This is a genomic window from Stutzerimonas stutzeri, assembly GCF_002890895.1.
GTDB classification, from domain to species: Bacteria; Pseudomonadota; Gammaproteobacteria; order Pseudomonadales; family Pseudomonadaceae; genus Stutzerimonas; species Stutzerimonas stutzeri_AB.
In genome coordinates, this window is sequence record NZ_POUL01000011.1 from 81269 (window position 1) to 104009 (window position 22741).

24 protein-coding genes are annotated in these 22741 nt (G+C 61.5%); 13 read left to right on the forward strand and 11 right to left on the reverse strand.

The features are described 5' to 3' along the window. Positions 1-8 precede the first annotated feature (8 nt). The gene (locus CXK96_RS17865) at positions 9-791 is read right to left on the reverse strand and encodes a sulfite exporter TauE/SafE family protein (protein ID WP_102837782.1); all 783 of its coding nucleotides are present in this window, start codon (positions 789-791) and stop codon (positions 9-11) included. A gap of 159 nt (positions 792-950) precedes the next feature. Between CXK96_RS17865 and CXK96_RS17870 the strand changes: the two genes are divergently transcribed. Next, positions 951-1730: an NRDE family protein gene (locus tag CXK96_RS17870; RefSeq protein WP_102837783.1), complete on the forward strand. Its 780-nt coding sequence runs from the start codon at positions 951-953 to the stop codon at positions 1728-1730. On the opposite strand, the gene ptsP is transcribed toward CXK96_RS17870, so the two are convergent. Both ptsP and CXK96_RS17880 read right to left on the reverse strand, forming a co-directional pair. Further along, positions 1727-4000 carry a phosphoenolpyruvate--protein phosphotransferase gene (gene ptsP, locus CXK96_RS17875; RefSeq protein WP_102837784.1) on the reverse strand — a complete coding sequence of 758 codons (2274 nt, stop codon included), beginning with the start codon at positions 3998-4000 and terminating at the stop codon, positions 1727-1729. The genes CXK96_RS17870 and ptsP overlap by 4 nt on opposite strands. A 19-nt stretch (positions 4001-4019) precedes the next feature. Then, positions 4020-4499: an RNA pyrophosphohydrolase gene (locus CXK96_RS17880; RefSeq protein ID WP_102837835.1), complete on the reverse strand. Its 480-nt coding sequence runs from the start codon at positions 4497-4499 to the stop codon at positions 4020-4022. Between the two features lie 179 nt (positions 4500-4678). On the opposite strand from CXK96_RS17880, the gene CXK96_RS17885 reads away from it, so the two are divergent. Continuing rightward, positions 4679-5332 (forward strand): HAD family hydrolase, encoded by a 654-nt coding sequence (locus CXK96_RS17885; protein ID WP_102837785.1) that lies wholly within the window; start codon positions 4679-4681, stop codon positions 5330-5332. Between the two features lie 8 nt (positions 5333-5340). On the opposite strand, the gene CXK96_RS17890 is transcribed toward CXK96_RS17885, so the two are convergent. Both CXK96_RS17890 and ilvA read right to left on the reverse strand, forming a co-directional pair. Beyond that, the gene (locus CXK96_RS17890) at positions 5341-5781 is read right to left on the reverse strand and encodes a DUF2269 family protein (RefSeq protein WP_102837786.1); all 441 of its coding nucleotides are present in this window, start codon (positions 5779-5781) and stop codon (positions 5341-5343) included. Between the two features lie 21 nt (positions 5782-5802). Next, complete coding sequence (gene ilvA / locus CXK96_RS17895; protein WP_102837787.1) at positions 5803-7317, reverse strand: threonine ammonia-lyase, biosynthetic; 1515 nt, start codon at positions 7315-7317, stop codon at positions 5803-5805. Positions 7318-7490: 173 nt separating this feature from the next. On the opposite strand from ilvA, the gene rpiA reads away from it, so the two are divergent. Further along, positions 7491-8162, forward strand: coding sequence for a ribose-5-phosphate isomerase RpiA (rpiA, locus tag CXK96_RS17900; protein ID WP_102837788.1), 672 nt, complete (start codon positions 7491-7493; stop codon positions 8160-8162). A gap of 122 nt (positions 8163-8284) precedes the next feature. Here rpiA and CXK96_RS17905 read toward each other — a convergent pair whose 3' ends face one another. The 3 genes from CXK96_RS17905 to CXK96_RS17915 form a co-directional block, all read right to left on the reverse strand. Then, complete coding sequence (locus tag CXK96_RS17905) at positions 8285-9196, reverse strand: SdiA-regulated domain-containing protein (protein WP_102837789.1); 912 nt, start codon at positions 9194-9196, stop codon at positions 8285-8287. 102 nt (positions 9197-9298) lie between these two features. After that, positions 9299-9964 (reverse strand): fumarylacetoacetate hydrolase family protein, encoded by a 666-nt coding sequence (locus CXK96_RS17910; protein ID WP_102837790.1) that lies wholly within the window; start codon positions 9962-9964, stop codon positions 9299-9301. Between the two features lie 17 nt (positions 9965-9981). Continuing rightward, positions 9982-11376 (reverse strand): FAD-binding oxidoreductase, encoded by a 1395-nt coding sequence (locus tag CXK96_RS17915; protein WP_102837836.1) that lies wholly within the window; start codon positions 11374-11376, stop codon positions 9982-9984. A 196-nt stretch (positions 11377-11572) separates the two neighbouring features. Here CXK96_RS17915 and serA point away from each other — a divergent pair, with 196 nt between their 5' ends. Further along, positions 11573-12802: a phosphoglycerate dehydrogenase gene (gene serA / locus CXK96_RS17920; protein ID WP_102837837.1), complete on the forward strand. Its 1230-nt coding sequence runs from the start codon at positions 11573-11575 to the stop codon at positions 12800-12802. Positions 12803-12887: 85 nt separating this feature from the next. Here the strand turns inward: serA and CXK96_RS17925 are convergent, their stop codons facing one another. Beyond that, positions 12888-13169, reverse strand: coding sequence for a hypothetical protein (locus CXK96_RS17925; RefSeq protein WP_102837791.1), 282 nt, complete (start codon positions 13167-13169; stop codon positions 12888-12890). A 113-nt stretch (positions 13170-13282) separates the two neighbouring features. Next, positions 13283-13636, reverse strand: coding sequence for a hypothetical protein (locus CXK96_RS20670; protein WP_146030712.1), 354 nt, complete (start codon positions 13634-13636; stop codon positions 13283-13285). A 731-nt stretch (positions 13637-14367) separates the two neighbouring features. Here CXK96_RS20670 and CXK96_RS17935 point away from each other — a divergent pair. From CXK96_RS17935 to csgH, 5 genes are all read left to right on the forward strand, one after another. Then, positions 14368-14952, forward strand: coding sequence for a helix-turn-helix transcriptional regulator (locus tag CXK96_RS17935; protein WP_102837838.1), 585 nt, complete (start codon positions 14368-14370; stop codon positions 14950-14952). Further along, entirely contained in the window at positions 14940-15350 is a 411-nt protein-coding gene (locus CXK96_RS17940) for a CsgE family curli-type amyloid fiber assembly protein (protein ID WP_102837793.1), read from the forward strand. Before CXK96_RS17935 ends, CXK96_RS17940 begins: the two co-directional genes overlap by 13 nt. A gap of 116 nt (positions 15351-15466) precedes the next feature. Beyond that, entirely contained in the window at positions 15467-15952 is a 486-nt protein-coding gene (locus tag CXK96_RS17945; protein WP_102837794.1) for a curli production assembly protein CsgB, read from the forward strand. 15 nt (positions 15953-15967) lie between these two features. Beyond that, positions 15968-16894 (forward strand): hypothetical protein, encoded by a 927-nt coding sequence (locus CXK96_RS17950; RefSeq protein WP_102837795.1) that lies wholly within the window; start codon positions 15968-15970, stop codon positions 16892-16894. A 22-nt stretch (positions 16895-16916) separates the two neighbouring features. Beyond that, complete coding sequence (gene csgH, locus CXK96_RS17955) at positions 16917-17342, forward strand: curli-like amyloid fiber formation chaperone CsgH (protein ID WP_180981555.1); 426 nt, start codon at positions 16917-16919, stop codon at positions 17340-17342. Here csgH and CXK96_RS17960 read toward each other — a convergent pair. Next, entirely contained in the window at positions 17328-18479 is a 1152-nt protein-coding gene (locus tag CXK96_RS17960) for an acyltransferase family protein (protein ID WP_102837796.1), read from the reverse strand. The two genes, csgH and CXK96_RS17960, sit on opposite strands and share 15 nt — an antisense overlap. A 341-nt stretch (positions 18480-18820) precedes the next feature. Between CXK96_RS17960 and CXK96_RS17965 the strand changes: the two genes are divergently transcribed. From CXK96_RS17965 to CXK96_RS17980, 4 genes are all read left to right on the forward strand, one after another. Next, positions 18821-19831, forward strand: a complete 1011-nt coding sequence (locus CXK96_RS17965; RefSeq protein WP_102837797.1) for an SDR family oxidoreductase — start codon at positions 18821-18823, stop codon at positions 19829-19831. A gap of 148 nt (positions 19832-19979) precedes the next feature. After that, positions 19980-20585: an outer membrane protein gene (locus CXK96_RS17970; protein ID WP_102837798.1), complete on the forward strand. Its 606-nt coding sequence runs from the start codon at positions 19980-19982 to the stop codon at positions 20583-20585. An 81-nt stretch (positions 20586-20666) separates the two neighbouring features. Further along, positions 20667-21344, forward strand: coding sequence for a response regulator (locus tag CXK96_RS17975; RefSeq protein ID WP_102837799.1), 678 nt, complete (start codon positions 20667-20669; stop codon positions 21342-21344). Continuing rightward, on the forward strand, positions 21341-22738 hold the full coding sequence (locus CXK96_RS17980; RefSeq protein ID WP_102837800.1) for an ATP-binding protein: 1398 nt from the start codon (positions 21341-21343) through the stop codon (positions 22736-22738). The genes CXK96_RS17975 and CXK96_RS17980 overlap by 4 nt, the downstream gene beginning before the upstream one ends. Positions 22739-22741 lie beyond the last annotated feature (3 nt).

The window sequence follows — 22741 nt, forward strand, 5'->3', positions numbered from 1 at the left end:
GATTTTCCTCAGATCAAGAAATTGATACCTACGCCCAACAGCAGCAGCGCGAACAGGCGCCGCAGCATTGAAGGGGACAATCGATGCGCCAGATTAGCGCCGACACGGGCAAAGAACATGCTGGTGATGGCGACGCCAACCAGCGCTGGCAAATAGACGTAACCGAAGCTCCAGCCGGGCAGATGCGCATCCTGCCAGCCAACAACCGCGAAGCTCAATGCACCGGCGAGCGCAATCGGCAAACCGCAAGCAGCCGAGGTGCCCACCGCTTGCTGCATCGGTACGCTGCGCCAGCTGAGAAACGGCACGGTCAACGAACCGCCGCCGATCCCGAAGATGGCCGATGCCCATCCGATCACTGCGCCGGCAACGGCCAGCACTGGCCGTCCGGGTACGCCAGCGCTGGCCTTGGGCTGCAGTGAAAACCCCATCTGCACCGACATGGCGATGGCGAACAAACCGATGATTTTCTGCAGCAGCGGGCCTTGAATCGACGCCGCCGTCAGGCTTCCCAGCGCCGAGCCGAGCAGAATGCCAAGCGTCATCCAGAGCACCACGGGCCACTGCACGGCGCCCTTGCGATGGTGCGTCAGAATCGAGTTCATCGAGGTAAAGACGATGGTTGCCAGCGAGGTGCCGACGGCCAGATGGGTAAGGATCTGCGGGTCGAATCCCTGCGCTGTAAAGCTGAACACCAGCACCGGAACGATGATCAGGCCACCCCCGACACCGAACAGCCCTGCCAGTACACCAGCGAATCCGCCCAGAAGCAGATAAAGCGCGAACTCCATCGAGCCACCTTGAAAAACAAAGCGGCATGTTAGCGGAAAAACGCCAGCGGGGCGGAACGCGGCAATCCTCTGAAACGTAACCAGCGTCCTGCCGATGTGGCGTGGGCGCTGCGTTTTCGTCTAGCCTCGACGCGTCCTTGCTACCGAGTCCGGTTTCTCATGTGCTTGATCGTATTCGCCTGGCGCCACGGCCATGCACAGCCGTTGATCGTCGCCGCCAACCGTGACGAATTTCATGCGCGCCCCAGTCTCCCGTTGGGGCATTGGGACGACGCGCCGCAGGTCGTAGCCGGTCGCGACCTGCAGGCAGGCGGCACCTGGATGGGTGTAACCACGGATGGACGCTTCGCTGCGCTGACCAATATTCGTGCGCCCGGCGCCCCTCTTGGCGAGCGCTCGCGAGGCGAGCTGCCCGAACGCTTCCTGCGGGGCGCGCAATCGCCGGCGCACTATCTGCAGGAGCTGACCGGCAATCTCGGTCAATATTCCGGCTTCAACCTGCTGGTCGGGAATCTCACCGAGCTCTGGTATCTCAATTCAAAGGAAGCAACGCCCCGCGCTCTATCGCCGGGCGTCTACGGTCTTTCCAATGCAGCGCTGGATACGCCCTGGCCAAAGCTGCTGAGCACTCGCTCGGCGCTAGAGGCCTGCCTCGGTGCGCCGGAGCGCGACCGGTTGCTAGAGATCATGAGCGACGCACGGCCCGCCGCGGATGCCGAACTGCCGGCTACTGGCATCTCGCAGGAGATGGAGAAGCTGTTGTCGAGCGCGTTTATCGCCAGTCCGGACTATGGCACCCGCGCCATAACCCTATTGGTCCGCCGCGCGGACGGTTCCATGAGCATGACCGAGCGCCGTTTCGACGCGGAGGGCGTGACCGGTGAAACAGAGATGGACCTGCCGTCGACGACAGCTGAGCCCGCAAAGGTGCCGGGTTAGATCGCGGCAGATGGATTAACCATGCGATCCAGGCCGAGATTGCGCAGGGTCAGCTGCACCGTGGCGTGGATGACCTGCGGGCTGTCCATTTTCATCACCTTGGCCAACAGCTCACGCGCCGTGACCGAACTGATCTGACGCAGCATCCACTTCACCTTGGGCAGGTTGGTGGCGTTCATCGACAGGCTGTCGAAGCCCATCGCCAGCAGCAGGATGGCTGCGCCCGGATCGCCAGCCATTTCACCGCAGATGCTGACCGGCTTACCTTCGTCGTGCGCCTCTCGGACGACCCGCTGCAACGCTTCGAGCACTGCGGGATGCAGGTAATCGTACAGATCGGCAACCCGCGGGTTGTTGCGGTCTACTGCCAGCAGATACTGAGTCAGGTCGTTGGAGCCCACCGAGATGAAGTCCACCTGACGCGCCAGTTCGCGGGTCAGATAGACCGCAGCCGGCACTTCGATCATCACCCCAACTGGCGGCATTTCGACGTCGGTGCCTTCATCACGTACCTCACCCCAGGCGCGGTGGATCAGGTGCAGCGCCTCTTCCAGCTCGCGCGTGCCAGAAATCATTGGCAGCAGAATGCGCAGGTTGTCCAGCCCGGCGCTGGCCTTGAGCATGGCGCGGGTCTGCAGCAGAAAAATTTCGGGATGGTCGAGTGTGACGCGGATCCCGCGCCAGCCGAGGAAGGGATTTTCTTCCTTGATCGGGAAGTAAGGCAGGCTTTTGTCACCGCCAATGTCGAGGCTGCGCATGGTCACCGGCAGCGGGTGGAAGGCTTGCAGCTGCTCGCGATAGATCGCCATCTGCTCCTTCTCGCTGGGGAAGCGCTCCTTGATCATGAAGGGCACTTCGGTGCGATACAGGCCAACGCCTTCGGCGCCGCGCTCCTGCGCACGCACCACATCGGCGAGCAGACCGGTATTCACCCACAGCGGGATGCGCAGACCATCGGTGGTCTCGCAAGGCAGCTCGCGCAGCACGTCGAGCCCTTCGGACAGCTGCCGCTCCTGCTCGGCCAGAACCAGGTATTGCTCGCGCAGCACCTTTGCCGGGTTGGTGATGATCTCGCCACGGGTGCCGTCGATGATCAGCTCGATGCCATCGACCTTCGAATATGGCAGGTCAACCGCCCCCATCACCGTGGGAATACCCATGGCCCGCGCCAGGATCGCCACGTGTGAGTTACTCGAACCCAGTACCGAAACCATGCCCATCAACTTGCCTTCAGGCACCTCGCCAAGCATCGCCGGGGACAGCTCCTCGCTGACCAGAATGGTGTTGTCCGGGTAGGTCAGGGTCTGCTGGCGCGCCTGCTGCAGGTAGCCGAGCAAACGTCGGCCGATGTCCTTGACGTCCGAGGCGCGCTCACGCAGGTAGGCATCGTCCATCATCTCGAAGCGGCCGACGTGGTCGCTGACGACCTGACGCAGCGCGCCTTGGGCCCATTGGCCCGTGCGGATAACCTTGGACACCTCGCCGCCGAGTGCGGAGTCATCCAGCATCATCAGATAGACGTCGAACAGCGCACGCTCTTCCTTGCGCATCTGGGTCGCAAGCTTTTCGGACAGCGCACGCATATCGGCTCGCACTGCTTCGAGCGCAGCCTCGAACAGCACCAGTTCAGCCGGGATGTCCTCAATCGTCTTGTCCGGCACCACATCGAGGTCAGCGGGTGGCAGAACGACGACAGCGGTACCCACTGCCGCGCCAGGCGCGCCGGGAATACCGATAAAGCGGGTTTCCTGGATGCCCTTGCCCTGCCGGCCGAGGCCACGAATCGACCCGGTCGCCTCGGCATGAGCGATAACACCGGCGAGCTGTGCACTCATAGTTACGAGGAATGCCTCTTCGCCCTCGTCGAACAGGCGTTGTTCTCTCTGCTGAATGACCAGAACACCCATCACCCGCCGGTGGTGGATGATCGGTGCGCCGAGAAAGGAGGCGTAGCGTTCTTCGCCGGTTTCAGCGAAATAGCGGTAGCGCGGATGTTCACACGCATGCTCCAGGTTGAGCGGCTCCTCACGCGTGCCAACCAAGCCGACCAGACCCTCATTCGGCGCCATGCTGACTTTGCCGATGGCCTTCTTGTTCAGGCCTTCGGTGGCCATCAGGACAAAACGCCCGGATTCGGGATCGAGCAGGTAGACCGAGCAGACGTGGCTGGCCATGGCCGCCCGAACTCTCAGCACGATAATGCCCAAGGCCGCCTTGAGGTCCTTGGCAGCGTTTACTTCCTGGACGATCTTGCGCAGCGTGCCGAGCATGCTCAGGGGCTTTCTCCCGTCAGTCCCGCGCCAGGAGGCGCGGAGCGAGTTCTTTTAAGGCGCGACGGTAAACCTCGCGCTTGAAGGTGACCACCTGCCCCAACGGGTACCAGTAACTGACCCAGCGCCAGCCGTCGAACTCGGGCTTGCCGGTCAGATCCATACGAACCCGGTCTTCAGCACCGGTAAGGCGCAGCAAGAACCATTTCTGCTTCTGACCGATACACAGCGGCTGACTATGAGTACGCACCAGCCGCTGAGGCAAGCGATAGCGCAGCCAGCCACGGGTGCAGGCGAGAATCTTGACGTCCTGCTCTTCCAGGCCGACCTCTTCGTTCAACTCGCGAAAGAGCGCCTCCTCCGGCGTCTCGCGCGGGTTGATGCCGCCTTGCGGAAACTGCCAGGCATCCTGATTAATCCGCCGGGCCCACAGCACTTGCCCGACATCATTGGTCAGGATGATGCCGACATTGGGGCGAAAACCATCGGAGTCGATCACGGCATACAACCTCGCAAACGCATATCGCGGCATTGTTCCACAAAAACGTGAAAAGCAGAAAGCGCGCATGGAAGCCATTGATCTACCGGCTCCGATCCTCGATCCGAACGCTTGCCGGCTGCCATCTATCGAGCGATCCCGCTATGCTTCACCCCCTTTTATCCCCCGAGGAACGCAGCGTGCGCCTGGCTCTTTTCGATCTTGATAACACCCTCCTGGCCGGTGACAGCGACCACGCCTGGGGCGAGTTTCTCTGCCAGCGCGGGCTGGTCGACGCCGAGGCGTACCGCGCCCGCAACGATGCCTTTTATCAGGACTATCTGGCCGGCGCGCTGGATGTGCTGGAGTATCAGAACTTCTGCCAGGAGCTGCTGGGCCGCAGCGAGATGCCGCAGCTGCAGCAGTGGCACGCCGAGTTCATGCGCGACCACATTGAGCCCATCGTCCTGGCCAAGGGTGAGGCACTGGTGCGTCAGCATCATGAAGCCGGCGACCGGGTGGTGATCATTACTGCCACCAACCGCTTCATCACCGGGCCAATCGCCAAGCGCCTGGGCGTCGATACGTTGCTGGCCACCGAGTGTGAGATGCAAGAGGGACGCTACACCGGTCGACTGACCGACGTGCCCTGTTTTCAGGAGGGCAAGGTGACGCGCATTGAACGCTGGCTCATGGAAAATGACCAGAGCCTGGATGACAGCTATTTCTACAGCGACTCGCGCAACGATCTGCCGCTACTGGAGCGCGTCAGCCATCCGGTAGCGGTCGATCCGGACCCGACCTTGAAGGGCATTGCCGAGCAACGCGGCTGGCGCATCATCAGCCTGCGCTGACCTCAGCCTTAGACCGGCTTGGCGCCCATCAAACCCATGATGGCGACCAAAATCAGCAGGATCAGACCCGCGTAAACCAGCGCAAAGCGCGGCAGGCGCGCGGGCGCTGGGGCATCGCCCAGCGCTTGCCAGGCACGCAGGCGGCCGCTGAGCAGCAGGCCTAGTGGCACCAGAACCAAGAACAACACCGAGCTGGCCAGCAACCACAGCTGACCGAGCGGGAAACCTGCCAGGTGCGCCAGCCACCAGCCGGTCACCGGAAGCAACAAGGCAAACACCGCCAGCAATGGCAGCGACATCAACCGGGTGCGGCGCAGCTTGTTCTGCAGCACCACCGGATCGGCCCGCCGCCAGGCTTTCCACAGCATGATGATGTGGGCAATCAGCCCCAGCGTGAGGAGAATCGCCAGAGCGGCGTGAGTCATGTTCAGCAGTTGGTAGTGTTCCATCGATCCCCGCGGTACGGCTGGTCAGCCGAGAAAAAGTTGGTAGGCCGGATTGTCTGTTTCGTCCCAGTAGCGATAGCCGATCTTGTCCAGTGCGGCCGGCAACAGGTGACGGTCTTCGGCAGGTACTTGCAGGCCGGCAACCACCCGCCCGTCAGCCGCGCCGTGATTGCGGTAGTGGAACATCGAAATATTCCAACGCCCGCCGAGATTGTTGAGGAAGTTGAACAGCGCGCCCGGACGCTCCGGGAATTCGAACCGATAGACCACTTCATCACTGACGCCAGACGCGTGCCCCCCGACCATGTGCCGGGTGTGCAGCTTGGCCAGTTCGTTGTCAGTGAGATCAAGCACGGGGAAACCCTTCGCCCGCAACCCATCCACCAAGGCCGTCCGCGGATCGTTTTCCGGATGGGTCTGCACACCCACAAAGATGTGCGCCTCACGGTCTTCGTGGTAGCGGTAATTGAATTCGGTAATCTGACGCTTGCCGATGGCCTCGCAGAATGCCTTGAAGCTGCCAGGCTCCTCGGGAATGGTCACCGCGATGATCGCCTCGCGCTTCTCGCCAAGCTCAGCGCGCTCCGCCACATGACGCAGGCGATCGAAGTTCACGTTGGCGCCGGAATCGATGCCGACCAGCACCTGATGCTCAATGCCCTCGCGCTCCACATAGCGCTTGATACCGGCCACTGCCAGCGCACCTGCTGGCTCGGTAATTGAGCGGGTATCGTCGTAGATGTCCTTGATCGCAGCGCAGATCTCATCGGTGCTGACCGTGATCACCTCATCCACGTAGTGCCGGCAGATGTCGAAGGTGTACTGACCGATCTGCGCCACCGCCACCCCATCGGCGAACAATCCCACCTGCGGCAGCACCACACGCTCGCCCGCAGCCATCGCCTGCTGCAGGCAATTGGAATCGTCCGGCTCGACGCCAATGACCTTGATGTCTGGCTTGAGGTATTTGATGTAGGCAGCGACGCCGGCGATCAGGCCGCCCCCACCCACCGGCACGAAGACCGCATCAAGCTGACCCTGATGCTGGCGCAGGATCTCCATCGCCACGGTGCCCTGTCCGGCTATCACGTGCGGGTCGTCATAGGGGTGGATATAGACGTAACCCTTTTCCTCGACCAGTTTCAGCGAATAGGCCAGCGCCTCGGGAAAGGCATCCCCGTGAAGCACCACCTTGCCGCCACGTGCACGCACGCCCTGCACCTTCAGTTCCGGCGTGGTGCGCGGCATGACGATGGTCGCCTTGATGCCCAGCTCACGGGCCGCCAGGGCCAAGCCCTGCGCATGGTTACCGGCCGACGCAGTAACTACGCCGCGCGCCAGCTCCTCGGGTGACAGCTGTGCCAGCTTGTTATAGGCACCGCGAATCTTGAAGGAGAACACCGGCTGCAGATCTTCGCGCTTCAGCAAAATCTGATTACCCAGCCGCTCAGAGAGCTGACGGGCAGGCTGCAACGGGGTTTCCACCGCAACGTCATAGACGCGCGAGGTGAGGATCTTCTTGACGTACTGTTCGAGCATCGTGAGCTATCTTGGCGGGCCTTGCGGGGCAGACGAGTCTACTCCGCGAAAAACGCCGCGACCACCGGCAATCAGCGCACAAAACAGCCGTACAGTCTCAGCAGGCAAGACCCGCTGATGAGCCCCCGCTATACTCTCGCCCACGACTCACTTACCGACCGGACCTTTACGCCATGACCCAGGATCAACTCAAGCAGGCCGTCGCCCAGGCCGCTGTCGACCTCATCGTGCCGCAACTCACCGACCGCAGCATCGTCGGCGTTGGCACCGGCTCCACCGCCAACTTCTTCATCGATCTGCTGGCCAAGCACAAAGGATTCTTCGACGGTGCCGTGGCCAGTTCCGATGCCACCGCCGAGCGTCTGAAAGGCCATGGCATTCCGGTCTACGACCTAAACTCGGTAGCGGACCTGGAGTTTTACGTCGACGGTGCCGACGAGACCAACAGCCATCTGGAGCTGATCAAGGGCGGCGGCGCAGCCCTGACCCGCGAGAAGATCGTCGCTGCAGTGGCCCGCACCTTCATCTGTATCGCCGATGGCAGCAAGCTGGTCGAGCGCCTCGGCGAGTTTCCCCTGCCAGTGGAAGTGATCCCGATGGCCCGCAGCCACGTCGCGCGCGAACTGGTCAAGCTGGGCGGCGACCCCGTCTACCGTGAGGGTGTGGTGACCGACAACGGCAACGTCATCCTTGACGTGCACAATCTCATGATCGGCTTCGCCCCGGATGTCGAAGCGCAGATAAACAACATCGTGGGCGTGGTCAGCAACGGGCTTTTCGCTGCCCGCCCGGCCGACGTCCTGCTGCTGGGCACAGCGAACGGGGTGCAGACGCTCAAGCGCTGACCTCTCGCGGCAGGCATCCATCAGCCCGGTGCGCGCCATCACGGCCGCATCCGGCGCCGCAAGCGGTCATCGCTGATCACCTTTGATGGTAGTAGTTATGCTTCGGCCATCTGGATTGAAGGTCAGCGTCGCCGACTGAACACATAGAAGCGGTTCGGCTCCGCTACGACGTAGATGTTGCCCTGCCCGTCCATGGCGACTCCTTCAGCCTGGTCGATGCCCTCCACCATACCATTGAGACCGCCGAGCAGCCTGATGAAGCTGCGCGGCCGCCCCTGCAAGTCAAGCTCGACCAGCAGACGCGACTCGTCGGAAAGCATCAGGGTATGCCCCGTACGCGGGTCGATGGCTACCGACGAGATATCGCGTACCAGCAGCGGCTGGCCAGGGAGCGACTCAAGGGCGCCGGCAGCGCCGTCTTCTCCAGGGAAGGGCAGTTCGAACAAGCCCTGCGGATCGCGCTCCTTGGCCAGCAGCATGCGCTGGGTGCGCGGATTCCAGGCCAGTCCTTCGAAGCCTTTGTTTCCGGCACCGTCGAAACCCAGGTCATAGGTAGCGAGATCCTCGAGATCGAGGCTCTCCACCCCCGGCGCCAACCGGAACACTGCAACCAGTCGGCGCCGCTCATCGACGATACCGAGCTGTCCGTTATCCAGAGCTTCGACCGCCTCAGGATCAGAGAATCCGGTCAGGGTGATGCGCCGCAGCACCACGCCGCCGGGGGAGAATTCCACGAGCTGGGGGTTTTGTCCGGTGACGGTGAACAGCGTCCCGGTCTCTGCGTTCCAGGTCAGGCCTGAAGTTTCGTCTTCCTCGAGGCCGGACAAAGTGGTCTCCAGCGCCAGTTCATAGTCGGGCAACCAGATGCTCGCCGCGCGGGCGCTGGCATCGACAGTTTGCTCCTGCCAGTAGAGCTTCAATTGGTCATTCCAATGCAGCATCCAGCCGGCCAGCAAGGCCATTGCAATGGTCAGAAACAGCGAGATGTAGAGGAACAGGCGTAGGCGGGAACGTCGGACGGCAGACTCAGGCATGTAGGCAAACCCAGGAAGAGCGTGCGATTACAGCATGACCTTCACAAGGAGGATAGAGCGATGCGGGCCGGATACGTCAGGCGTACCCGGCTCATATGCACGCTAAAGCACGCGGCTCTCGAAGCGCGACAACCCGACCAGCTCCACTACCAGCTCGTCGCCCTGATTGAGAGGACCGACCCCCGCCGGCGTGCCGGTCAGCACGACGTCGCCAGGCTGAAGGCTGAAGTGCCCGGCAATGTGCTGCAACAGCGGCAGGATGGCATTGAGCATCTGGCTGCTGTTGCCGTCCTGACGGACTTCACCGTTGATGGTCAGGCGGATACCGATGTCGCCGAGGTCGTCCACCGCATCGCCCGGCACGAAGGGTGCCAGCACGCAAGCGCCATCAAAGCTCTTGGCGATCTCCCACGGGTGGCCCTTTTCCTTCAGCTTGGCCTGCACGTCGCGCAGGGTCAGGTCCAGAGCGGGAGCGAAACCGGAGATCGCATCGCGAACCTCCTCTTCGTTGGGTTTGCGCGACAGCGGCTTGCCGATCAGCACGGCAATTTCCGCCTCGTAGTGCACGGCGCCACGGTCCGCTGGAATGCTGAAGCCACTGTCCAGCGGCACGGTGCAGCTGCCGGCCTTGATGAACAGCAATGGCTCAGTCGGCACCGGGTTGTTCAGCTCTTTAGCGTGCTCGGCGTAGTTTCGGCCGATGCAGACGACCTTGCCCAGCGGGTAGTGGATGGTCGTGCCGTCGGTGTACTGGTGCTTGTAGGTCATGGAGGGTTCCTGTCTGTTCAAACAGCGAAGATCTTGCCCGGATTCATGATGCCGTTCGGATCGAAGGCAGCCTTGACCGCCTTCATGTACTCGATTTCCACCGGCGAGCGGCTGTACTCGAGGTAGTCGCGCTTGGTCATGCCCACGCCGTGCTCGGCGGAGATCGAACCGTTGTACTTCTGTACGGTTTCGAACACCCACTTGTTGACGGTGGCGCACTTGCCGAAGAACTCGTCCTTGTCCATCGCATCCGGCTTGAGAATGTTCAAGTGCAGGTTGCCGTCACCAATGTGCCCGAACCAGACGATCTCGAAATCCGGGTAATGCTCACCAACGATGGCGTCGATTTCCTTGAGGAAAGCCGGCACCTTGGCGATGGTCACCGAGATATCGTTCTTGTACGGCGTCCAGTGGCTGATGGTCTCGGAAATGTACTCGCGCAGTTTCCATAGGTTCTGCAGCTGCTGCTCGCTCTGGCTCATCACGCCGTCGAGCACCCAACCTTCGTTGACACAGTGTTCAAAGGTCGCCAGCGCCTGATCAGCGCGTTCGTCGGTGGTGGCTTCGAATTCCAGCAGCGCGTAGAACGGGCAATCGGTTTCGAACGGTGCCGGCACGTCGCCACGGCCTAGCACCTTGGCCAGTGCCTTGTCGGAGAAAAACTCGAAGGCGGTCAGGTCCAGCTTGTCCTGGAACGCGTGCAGCACCGGCATGATCGACTCGAAGTCCGGCGTGCCTAGCACCAGCGCTGTCAGGTTGGTCGGCTGACGCTCCAGGCGCATGGTCGCCTCGACGACGAAGCCCAGCGTACCCTCGGCGCCGATGAACAGCTGGCGCAGGTCATAGCCGGTGGCGTTCTTGATCAGGTCCTTGTTCAGCTCGAGCAGATCGCCTTTACCAGTGACGACCTTCAGCCCCGCCACCCAGTTACGGGTCATGCCGTAGCGAATCACCTTGATACCGCCAGCATTGGTGCCAATGTTGCCGCCGATCTGGCTGGAGCCGGCCGAGGCAAAATCCACTGGGTAGTAGAGCCCCTTGTCTTCGGCAAACTGCTGCAGCTGTGCGGTGACCACGCCCGGCTGGCAGACAGCTGTGCGATCCATCTCGTTGAATTCGAGAATCTGGTTCATGTAGTCGAACGAGACCACCACCTCACCGTTAGCGGCGACCGCCGCAGCAGAGAGACCGGTCCGGCCGCCAGATGGCACCAGCGCAACCTTGCGGTCATTGGCCCAGCGCACGATCGCCTGAACCTGCTCGATGCTCTTCGGGAACACAATGGCCGAGGGTGCCGGGGCGTATTGCTTGGTCCAGTCCTTGCCATAGGTATTCAGCGAATCGGCATCGGTCAGCACCTTGCCAGGCTCGACCAGGGTCTTCAGCTCGTCGATCAGGGCGAGATCGGTCATCATGGGAACTCTCATTCGATTCATGGTCACCCTGAGCACGCTTCAGCTCAGGACAGGGGGTGTTTCGAGGGGCCTGTATGCTAGCATACGCACCCTTTTGAAACGTGCCTCGGCAGCTCCCGACACCGCTGATACCGGGTCGGCCAGCCTTCGCTGGACACTTCGTCCTACCCTCGGCCTTAAGGTTTTAATGCAGATGAGCCAGACCTCTCTCGACAAGAGCAAGATCAAGTTCCTTCTTCTCGAAGGCGTGCACCAGAACGCTGTCGACACCCTCAAGGCCGCCGGTTACTCCAACATCGAGTACCTCAAGACCGCGCTGACCGATGCGGAACTGAAGGAGAAGATCGCCGACGCCCATTTCATCGGCATCCGTTCGCGCACCCAGCTCACCGAAGAAGTCTTCGACGCGGCGCAGAAACTGATCGCCGTCGGCTGCTTCTGTATTGGCACCAACCAGGTCGACCTGAATGCCGCCCGTGAACGCGGAATCGCGGTGTTCAACGCGCCCTACTCCAACACCCGCTCGGTGGCCGAACTGGTGCTGGCCGAAGCCATCCTGCTGCTACGTGGCATCCCTGAGAAGAACGCCTCCTGCCACCGCGGCGGCTGGATTAAGTCGGCGGCCAACTCCTTCGAGATCCGCGGCAAGAAGCTGGGCATCATCGGTTACGGCTCAATCGGCACGCAGCTGTCGGTGCTAGCCGAGAGCCTCGGCATGCAGGTCTTCTTCTATGATGTGGTGACCAAGCTGCCGCTGGGCAACGCCACTCAGATCGGCTCGCTTTACGAACTGCTGGGCATGTGCGACATCGTCTCCCTGCATGTTCCCGAACTGCCGTCCACTCAGTGGATGATCGGTGAAAAGGAAATCCGCGCCATGAAGCAAGGCGCCATTCTGATCAACGCCGCGCGTGGCACCGTGGTCGAACTGGATCACCTGGCCGCCGCGATCAAGGATGAGCACCTGATCGGCGCCGCCATCGATGTATTCCCGGTCGAGCCCAAGTCCAACGACGACGAATTCGAGAGCCCCCTGCGTGGTCTTGACCGCGTGATCCTGACCCCGCACATCGGCGGCTCCACTGCCGAAGCCCAGGCCAACATCGGCCTGGAAGTCGCGGAGAAGCTGGTCAAGTACAGCGACAACGGCACCTCGGTGTCGTCGGTGAACTTCCCTGAAGTCGCCCTGCCCTCGCATCCGGGCAAGCACCGCCTGCTGCACATCCACGAGAACATTCCAGGCGTGATGAGCGAGATCAACAAGGTGTTCGCCGACAACGGCATCAACATCTGCGGTCAGTTCCTGCAGACCAACGAAAAGGTCGGCTACGTGGTAATCGACGTGGACAAGGAATACTCCGACCTGGCGCTGGAAAAGCTCCAGCACGTCAACGGCACTATCCGCAGCCGCGTACTGTTCTAAACACAGCACTGGCGGCACCAAACGGGAGGCTCAGGCCTCCCGTTTTCGTTTGCCGCTTGGGCTGAAACAGACCTGCATCGTTTGATCAGTTAGAGGCTGGGTCCCGATTCTCGCTCGAGCGGGCGTCTGGCCGAACAGGTTGCGACGGGTTCTCGACCGGGATTTCCGGCGGCGCCTCAGGCAGCGACTCCAGCGTTGATGGTCGTGGCTGGCCGTGACTTTCACCCTCGATCACGCCCTGGCGTGGCTCACGTGAGTCCAACGGATGCTCGCGAGCCTTTTCCGGGTGCGTCGGGCCGGTTCCGGCGGCGATCGCCAGCGGCGCTGTTATCAGTATCGAAGCGCATAACCAGATTCGTGTGACCATGATCTTCTCCCCATCATCAGCCCTCTGCGGCCAGCCCCGACGGCGGGCGCTGACGGCTGCGCAAGAAAAAGCCCCAGCAGGGCCGGGGCTTTTCATCTAGCTGCGACGACAAGTCAGTTGCCAGTGGCACTGTTCCCCGTAGCGGTGGTATTGCCGACACTGGTACCTGTCTCTGTACCAGGGCCTGCCGTCTCACCGTCAACGGTGGTGCCTGCTCCGGTTGTCAATCCAGTGCGGTCGGTGTCGTCGGTGGTTTTGCCATCCATCATGGTGTCGTCATGAGCGCCATCCATCTTGCCGTCATGAGTGCCACCCATCTTGCCGTCATGAGTGCCGCTTTTCATTGCACTGCTTTTCGAATCGTAGGCGTCCTTGTCGTGCATGGCGCCGTTATCAGTAGTGCCAGCAAAAGCAGAAGCAGACATCAGGCCGGCCAGTGTCAGCGCGGCGAGCTTGGTCGTTTGCATGATCGCTCTCCAGTTCAAGGGGTTCACCTAATACGGCAATGGTGGTGGAAATAAATTTCACCTTGCTGCATGACAGGATCTTTCAGAACCGATGAAGGCCTTATGCGGCGGGCCTCACGGGCATATCGCCATTGGTCGCCAAGCCAGGGCAAAACCGTTCGTCGGCCGTTGACCAGCGGTTTGTTATGGCGCGTGTGGCTGGGGACTAATCGCTGACGGTCGATGAGGCCACAGACGAGACAGTAGGCTGGTGGACATCCCTTTCATGCAGCGTGGTCAGGCTATCTAGCCCCCGTAGCAGACCACGCCAGTCGGCGAAGCCGATAGATCGACAGGTTTAACGACCAGCCGGCATTCACCTCACAGGAGATGTTTGAAGGCGTCAACACAAGACCGAGCAGCAGACCGGTGAGTGAAGTGCGCACTGGCAGTTCGTGCGAGGGGTATAGATGCAGGCTCCATCGAACGGGTGATTGACTCGACATGGATCGCTTGGTCCGCCAAGCCGCTTATTTAACCGTCTGTCGGGTTGTCATCCTCAGCGCGCAGATGCCGGCCTAATCCCAGCTGGAACGCTGAACTTCGTCATTCCTGGCCGGTCGTTTAGTAACTTTTCTATGCAGCATAACGGCACCCCAGACCAAGGATTGAACATGGACGAAGCGGATTTCACCCACCGGGAACGTAACCGGCCTACTGTCACCCTGCTGACCGGCAATGAGCTACTGGGACTGTTCTTCAAGCACTTTCTTGGTGAGCAGGCTCAGCTAGAGGTAGCCCTGGCGCGGCTCGAGAAAATCGTTCCGGGCAGCACCGATCTCTATCTACTCGACTCTGGAAACAGCCAGACCGAGCAACTGTCGACGCTGCTTGATCAGCTTGATGAGCAGACGCCCGTTGCGCTGGTCAATATCGCGCCGGAACAGGCCGAGCAGCTGGTCGACAAGCACCCCACCATTCGTGGCGTGTTTTACAGTCATGCCACGCGCGAGCATCTGCTCGACGGCATTCAGGTCCTACTGGACGGCGGCGACTGGCTTCCTCGGGTTCTGACCGAACGGCTGCTCAGCCAATGGCGACGCATGCGCCAACTCGCCGGCAGCAAGCCGTCACTGACTTTGCGCGAGCGCGAAATTCTCAGCCTGGCCGGCAAAGGCCTGTCGAATGCCGAGATCGCCGAACAACTGTGCCTGAGCCCGCACACCATCAAGAGCCACATCCATAACCTGTTGCGCAAGATTGGCGCGTCCAATCGGGCCGAGGCGGCCTTTCTGCTTCGCGGCCGGCTGGATTGGTCCGAGTCGTGCCACGCCTGACGCTGTGCCTGTTGCTGCTGAGTCTGGCTGGCCCCCTCCAGGCCGAGGAGCCGCTCAGCCAGGCGCAGGGCGAGGCCGAGCTGAGCGGGCTGATCATCGACAACACCATCACCCGCTTTGGCCATGATTTTCACCGCTACCTCAGCTTCCAGCTGCAGGACGCCAGCGCGCTAGAAGGCGATCTGGTGGTGCGCGAACGCCCTTCGGCGCGCTGGGGCAGCCTGGTCTGGGTGGAGTACGGACAGCTCACCGTCTACCGGCGGTTTCTGCAGCCCAACGTCGCGGAGATAGAGGAAATCGCCACCCAAGCCGCGCAGTTGATATTGGAAGAGGTCAACCGAAGCAAGCTGCAGAACTTGCTTCAGGACACTTTCGACATGGACCGGGGCGAATTGTGAGCGACCGAGGAGTTAATCCGGCCCGCTCATCACGTAGCGCTTGTTTTGCACCGTTCGATGGATGTTCAGCACCCGGCCCGCAGACAAAAATCCGAGCACTACTTCGAGGTGCCTGCATGGATCGTCTAGCCCTACTGCGCCGCGGCTTTCTCGCCGCCCTTCTGCTCACCTGTCACGCGGTTCATGCGTCCGATCTGATGGACAACGGGGATCTTGCAGACGGCTCGTTGAACCTTGCCAGTCCGGCGGGGGCCGCCTGGCAGCTGCCCGACATGCAGGTCGCACGGGTGCTGCAAACAGGCAGTGACAACCTGGCCGACGTAAGCCAGACCGGCACAGCTCAGCTGGCGAACATCGTGCAACAGGGCAGCGACCAGCAGGCCTTCATTCTTCAGCAGGGCGAAAATCAGATCGCAACCATTCTGCAGATCGGCGAGGGCAACCTGGCGGATATCAGCCAGATCGGCAGCGACAACCAGGCCGCCATCGCTCAGATCGGCTCAGACAATGCTGCCAGCATCGAACAGCTCGGCAGCGGCTTGAGCAGCAGTGTCACCCAATACGGCAGCGGCCAAAGCGTCCAGATCGTCCAGCATCGCTAATAAGAAGGTAACCCTATGCGCAGTCTGCATCTCCTCGCGTCAGCCGCTTTGCTGTCCGTCGCCATTGGCGCCCATGCCGACAACAACGCAAAACTTGTACAGACCGGCAATGATAACGACGCCACGATTGATCAGACGGGCGTGCTGAACGAAGCGACAATCCGGCAGAACGGAACGGCTAACAGCGGTTCGATCTACCAGGGCGTCATCGCTGAGCTGAATGTGGCCAGCATCGTGCAAATCGGCAGCAACAAGGCCTCTATCTACCAAGGTGATGAAACTCGCTTCTCCAGCGCCAGCGTCTATCAGCAGGGCACCGGCAACCGCGCCGAGGTCGAGCAGCACTGGTATACCAATGAGCTGCAAATCAGCAGCATCGGCAACAACAATTCCATTTCGGCCTCTCAAAATGGTTTCGCTCGGGCCGAGGCGTATCAGATTGGCAATGACAATTCGCTGGTAATGACCCAAGACGGCTTTTACCACGGCACCACGCTGGCGGTTTACCAGGTCGGCGATGAGAACCTGGTGACCATCGGGCAGGGCGATGGCGGCAATATCAAGCTGGCCCAGAACGGCAATCTGAACACCGCGACGATCTCGCAGTACAACCTGTTTGGGGAAGTCGAGTTCAATCAGGCAGGCGACGACAACCTGCTGACAGCTGAACAGAGCGGGCGTAGCAATTCGTTCAGAGGGTCCTCAACCGGAAACAGCAACAGTGTCGAGTTGGTGCAATGGTTCGACGGCAACCAAGCCAGCGTCGTGCAGTCCGGCGATGACAACATCGCCGCCATCAACCAGCTAGCCGGATACAACGAAGCCCGCATCAACCAGGTCGGCATGGCAAACCAGGCCTCGATCACCCAGAACGCTGAGCTCATGAACGCGGTCATCTCGCAGACGGGGACCGGCAACATGGCCACCGTTACCCAACAGTGATCCTGTCCCTTGGCCTTCGCTTATGCTCACTGCGACCCTCGCCGCCATGCTGTTAGCCTCTGCCGCCGGCCCGGTTGACGCTCGCCTGGAGCTAGTGCCTGAAGCCGACCGATTGAATCTGCGGTTGTGCTTCAGCAGTGCCAAAGTCCACAAGCTCAGCTATCAACTGGAAGTGCGCGCTCAAGGCCGCGCCGGCACCAGTCGCAGCCGCCAATCAGGCGAGCTGACCAGCGCCCCTCAAACCCAATGCCCGCTGAACAACTGGCTGGGCGTGGCGCCCGATAGCCATATCGAGGCGACCGTCACCTGGACCATCGACGGTGAAGAGCAAACACCCTTGCACCAGAGCTACCCGTCCACCGAACCCGCGGGTGCTCCGAAGCCGGCTCCTCGCCAGTCGCCGGCAGCGGAGAGCATGGTCGCCAGGTCCGCTTCAAACCTGCGATAGCTGTCGCGGCTCGTGACGTGAGAGCCGACGCCCCAACTCAATGCCCTTCAGCTCCACGTATTGGTACGTCAGGCTCGATATCGCCAGCACCATTCCCAGCTCGAGCAGGGTAAGCAGGTCGTCGACCACAACGCTGCCGCTGCTGATGTAACGCATGATCTGCTCGCTTCCTGGCTGCTGCAGAATCGTGGTGTATTCGGTGCCGGAAAGCTTCGACAGCACCACCGCCGCACTGGTGAAGGCAAAGATGACCGCTGCATGGGTCAGGTAGATCGAGAAGGACAGTTCCCCCAGGCGGGCGAAGCCGCGGCGCTGCAACAGCTGCGAAACCGCACCGCGCTCGCTGGCGAAAACCAGCACCACCCCACAGAACAGCAGGCTGGCGATGATGCCCTGATGCGGCGATTCGTGAGTCAGTGTGCGGTACACCAGCAACAGGCAAAGCAGCTCGAGCACACTGAAGAACAGCCGGTCTTCAAAGCGGCTGATGGCTGGCTCCAGCTTCTGGTAGAGCAGATAGGTCAGCGCCCCGGCAAAGAAGCAGGAAGCGCCGCGCCAGATGAAGGGCTTGATCACGTCCAGCTCGACATACAGCGCCGCGAAGGACACCAGCGTTGCCAGTGCCAGGATCTGTGCGCAGTACCGGGGCATTGCCAGCAGGACCATTCCCAGCACCATGTACAGGTAGTACTCGATGCTGATGCTCCAGGCCGGCGTGTTGAACGACAGGCTGTTGAAGTCGCCAATCCAGCTCTGCAGCAACAGGGCGTTGGGCAGGATTTCGCCAGGTGCCGTCTTGCCAGTGAAGGCTGCATCGTTGAAGGAGAAGCCGTGATGCTCTGCCCAGAGTTTGCCGAACTCCAGGCCAATGAAGACCAGCAGCATCAGCAGGTGCAACGGATACAACCGAAAGGTGCGGCTGATAATGAAACGCCTGAGCACAACGGGGCCGAACTCGCGCCCGCCGTAGGCGTGAAACATCACAAAACCGCTAAGCACGAAAAAGAACTCGACGAACAAGTCGGCGTGCCGGAAGAAACTCAGTTCGGAAAAACTCAACATGATCTGGGTATGGAACAGCACCACCGCAATCGCACAGATACCGCGAAAACTATCCAGCACAACAAAGCGTTTCATTCCTGCACCTAGCTCGATATCGAGGCATACCACGGCAAGAGACTAATGCCGCCGTCTTGATCAAATGGGGGGATGCGGGAGGAATCTCCCAAGCGAAATTGAGAGCAATTGGCCATCAAAAGAGTTCCGGAGAGTCTGAAACATTTGTACATATTTCCTCCGGGCTCTCGCCGATCAAAGAGGCCGGGAGCAATCGAGTAGCCGCCCTGCTCTTGCTAGCCCCCACAGCGACGACCTGCCTCCAGCCCAACCAGCGCTGCCATCCATCGCCTGCCCGGAACCGGAAGCGGGGCCGCGGCTTCTACCGAGCCCACCCCATCGCCGCTATTCGAGGAGACCCGATGCGCATTTCTCTCAAACCTTTGCATGAGCAGGTCATCGTCATTACCGGCGCTTCGAGCGGGATCGGCCTGGCCACGGCCCGCCTCGCCATCGAAAAGGGCGCACGCGTGGTGCTGGTGGCGCGCAACGAAGAAGCGCTGTTCGAAATCGAGCGAGAGCTTAATGCGGGGAATCGCGTCCTTCACGTCATGGCCGACGTGGGCGAGCGGGCGCAGCTGGAACGCGTTGCCAGCGAGACGATCTCGCGCTTCGGTGGCTTTGATACCTGGATCAACAATGCCGGCAGCTCGGTCTGGGGCCGCTTCGACGAGGTCAGCGACGAAGACCACCAACAAGTCATGCAGACCAACTTCTGGGGCACGCACTACGGCTCGTCCATCGCGGTGAAGCATTTGCGTGATAAAGGTGGTGCGCTGATCAACATCGGCAGTGTCGAGTCGGCCAATGCCCTGCCCTTCCACAGCAGCTACAGCGCCAGCAAGCATGCGATCAAGGCGATGACCGATGTGTTGCGTGTCGAGCTGCAGAAGTCGCGCACGCCGGTATCGGTGACCCTGGTACGCCCCTCGTCGACCGACACCCAGTTCATGGACCACTCCAAGAACTACCTGCCCAGTGCTCCGGTGTTTCCGCCGCCCGTCTACGCGCCGGAAGTCGTCGCCCGCGCGATTCTGCATGCTGCCGAGCATCCGCAGCGCGACGTCTATATCGGCAATGCCAAGCGGCTCTCGCGGCTCGCGCAGAACGCACCGCACCTGGCCGACTGGATCAACCGCACCTTCGTTTACGACACCATCAAGAGCGGCCGCCCGGATCGACACCCGCACGGCGCCCTCCATGCCAGCGATGTCGGCCGTGCAGGCGACGGCAGCGCCAGCGGCAATTATCCCGGCAGAGTGCTAACGCGCAACCTCTACACCCGCGCCGCGCAGCACCCGGTCGCAACCACCGCCGCCGTAGCCGTGGGTGCGGCAGCACTGGTCGCGCTATTGGGCCGTCGCGGACGCTAGCGGATCACCGGCGCAGCTCATACTGCGCCGGCTGCATGATCGTTCAGCTCAGGTTCAGCCAGGGTTCAGGCACCGTTCAGCGGTGCCTAGGCAAGATGGAGACGTGAATTTTCCACGCCTGCATTCCACGCCTGCAAAGGAGCGACAGATGAACAAGCTGCATACCCTGGCCATCGCCACCACCCTCAGCGTCTTCAGCATCGGCGCCCAAGCCGCCGACAACTTTACCGGTCTTACCTGGGGCAAGAGCACCGTCAACATCGACCGCTCCAGCACCCTGAAGCAGAACATGCCGGGCGCGAATCGCTTCGATGACACCATCAAGAACAGCGGCACCTGGGGCATCCGCGCCGGTCAGATGACCGACGAGGCGCGCTACTATGCCACCTACGAAAACGTCTCTGACGACTACGGCAGCTCACTCAAGCTGCGCCAGCAGAACCTGATCGGCAGCTACGACCTGTTCTTGCCAGTTGGAGATACCACCCGTTTGTTCGGTGGTGCCAGTGCCGGTCTGACCAAACTCGAGAACGAGTCCAGCGGTTACCGCCGCGACAGCGATATCGGCTATCTGGTCGGTCTGCAAGCCGGTGTGCTGCAGGACGTCGGCCACAACACCTCGATCGAAGCGGGTTACCGTTACCTGCGCAGCAATGCCGGCACCGAAGTGGCCGAGCGAGGCGTCGGCAAGGTGGGTTCCATCGACCTGCACAGCACCAAGCAGGCCTACCTGGGCGTGAACTACAAGTTCTGAGCCAGCGGCGCCAGGCCGCAAGTTGCATCAACAGGAACACGGCCGGAATTGTCCCGGCCGTTTGCATGACAGGAGCCGGAAATGAAAGTGCTGGTGGTGGAAGACGAGGCGCTGCTGCGCCACCACCTACTGACTCGCCTGAGCGAAAGTGGGCACGTGGTCGATGCGGTAGCCGATGCCGAAGAGGCGCTGTACCAGACCCGCGAATTCAATCATGACCTGGCGGTGGTCGATCTTGGGCTGCCAGGCATCTCCGGCCTGGATCTGATACGCCAGCTGCGCAGCAATGGCGAGCGCTTCCCCATCCTCATCCTCACCGCGCGCGGCAATTGGCAGGACAAGGTCGAAGGACTGGCCGCCGGCGCTGACGACTATGTCGTCAAACCCTTCCAGTTCGAGGAGCTGGAGGCGCGGCTCAACGCGTTGCTGCGGCGCTCGTCCGGCTTTACCCAGGCAAGTATCGAGGCCGGTCCGCTCAAGCTCGACCTCAACCGCAAGCAGGCGCTGGTCGATGACGAGCCGCTGCCTCTGACTGCGTTCGAATATCGCATCCTGGAATACCTGATGCGTCACCAGCAGCAGGTTGTGGCCAAGGAACGCCTGATGGAGCAGCTCTACCCGGACGACAACGAGCGCGACGCCAACGTCATCGAAGTGCTGGTCGGACGTTTACGGCGCAAGCTGGAGGCCCACGGCGGGCTGAAACCCATCGATACCGTTCGCGGCCTGGGTTATCTGTTCACCGAGCGCTGCCGATGAGTCTTCGTTGGCGACGCTGGCGCGTAATGGCTCGGACCGCCCGTAATGGCAACCTGTCGCTGCGCCTGCGCCTGATGCTGGGCGCCACCTGTCTTGCCATCCTGTTCATGCTTGCCCTGCTGCCGGTGCTGCAGGCTGCGTTCAGCCTCGCCTTCGAAAGGGTCATCGAAGAGCGTTTGGCTGCCGATGCCAATACGTTGATCACCGCATCGCGTATCCAAGCTGGCCAGCTGCTGATGCCGGAGCGTCTGCCCGACGAAGAATTCGACCTGCCCGATGCCAGGCTGCTGGGCTACATCTACGACCCGCAAGGCAAACGGCTCTGGCAGTCGCGCTCGGCTGAAGATGAGTCCATCGACTACCAGCCGCGCCTGCGGGGCGATGTCACCGAATTCCTGCGCGTTCGCGATGCTGAAGGCGCCGAATATTTCGTCTACGACGTCGAGCTGCGGCTGAACAACGACCAGCGCCAGGCGTTCAGCTTTGTCACCATGCAACCCACCAGTGAATACCGCAGCCTGTTCGAGGAATTTCGCAGGCAGCTCTATCTCTGGCTTGGCGGCGGCCTGCTGGTGTTGCTGACGCTGCTCTGGCTGGGCCTGACCTGGGGCTTTCGCTCGCTCAAGCGCCTGAGCCACGAGCTGGATCAGGTTGAGGCCGGTCGGCTGGACCGCCTCAGCGACCAGCACCCACGAGAACTGCTGCGCCTGACCCGCTCACTGAACCGCTTGCTCGATGGCGAGCGGCGACAGCGTGAGCAATACCGCAACTCGCTCGGGGATCTGGCGCACAGCCTGAAAACACCCCTGACGGTGCTGCAGAGCGTTGGCGAAGTCATCAGTAGCCAACCCCACAACCGTGACCAGTCTCGAGTCATGCGGGACCAGATCGAGCGCATGAGCCAGCAGATCGGTTATCAGCTGCAACGCGCCAGTCTCGGCCAGAGCGGCCTGGTTCGCCACCGGGTTGCGCTGCAACCTTTGCTGGTGCGCTTGTGCAGTACGCTGGACAAGGTCTATCAGGACAAGCGCGTGCAGGTCGAGCTGCAACTTCCGGCCAACGCCACCCTGCCGCTGGAACAGGGCGCACTGATGGAACTGCTCGGCAACCTGCTGGAAAACGCCTACCGGCTCTGCCTCCATCAGGTGCGCATCAGCCTGCAGCAGGTCGACGAACAGCTGATCCTGAGTGTCGAGGACGACGGGCCTGGTGTACCGGCTGACCAGCGTGCACGTATCTTGCGTCGCGGTGAGCGGCTGGACGCCCAGCATCCTGGCCAGGGCATCGGCCTGGCGGTGGTGAAGGACATCATCGACAGCTACGGCGGAGAACTCAGGCTGGATGATTCGGATCTGGGCGGCGCGGCGTTCCGGCTACACCTGCCGCTCGACTGACCC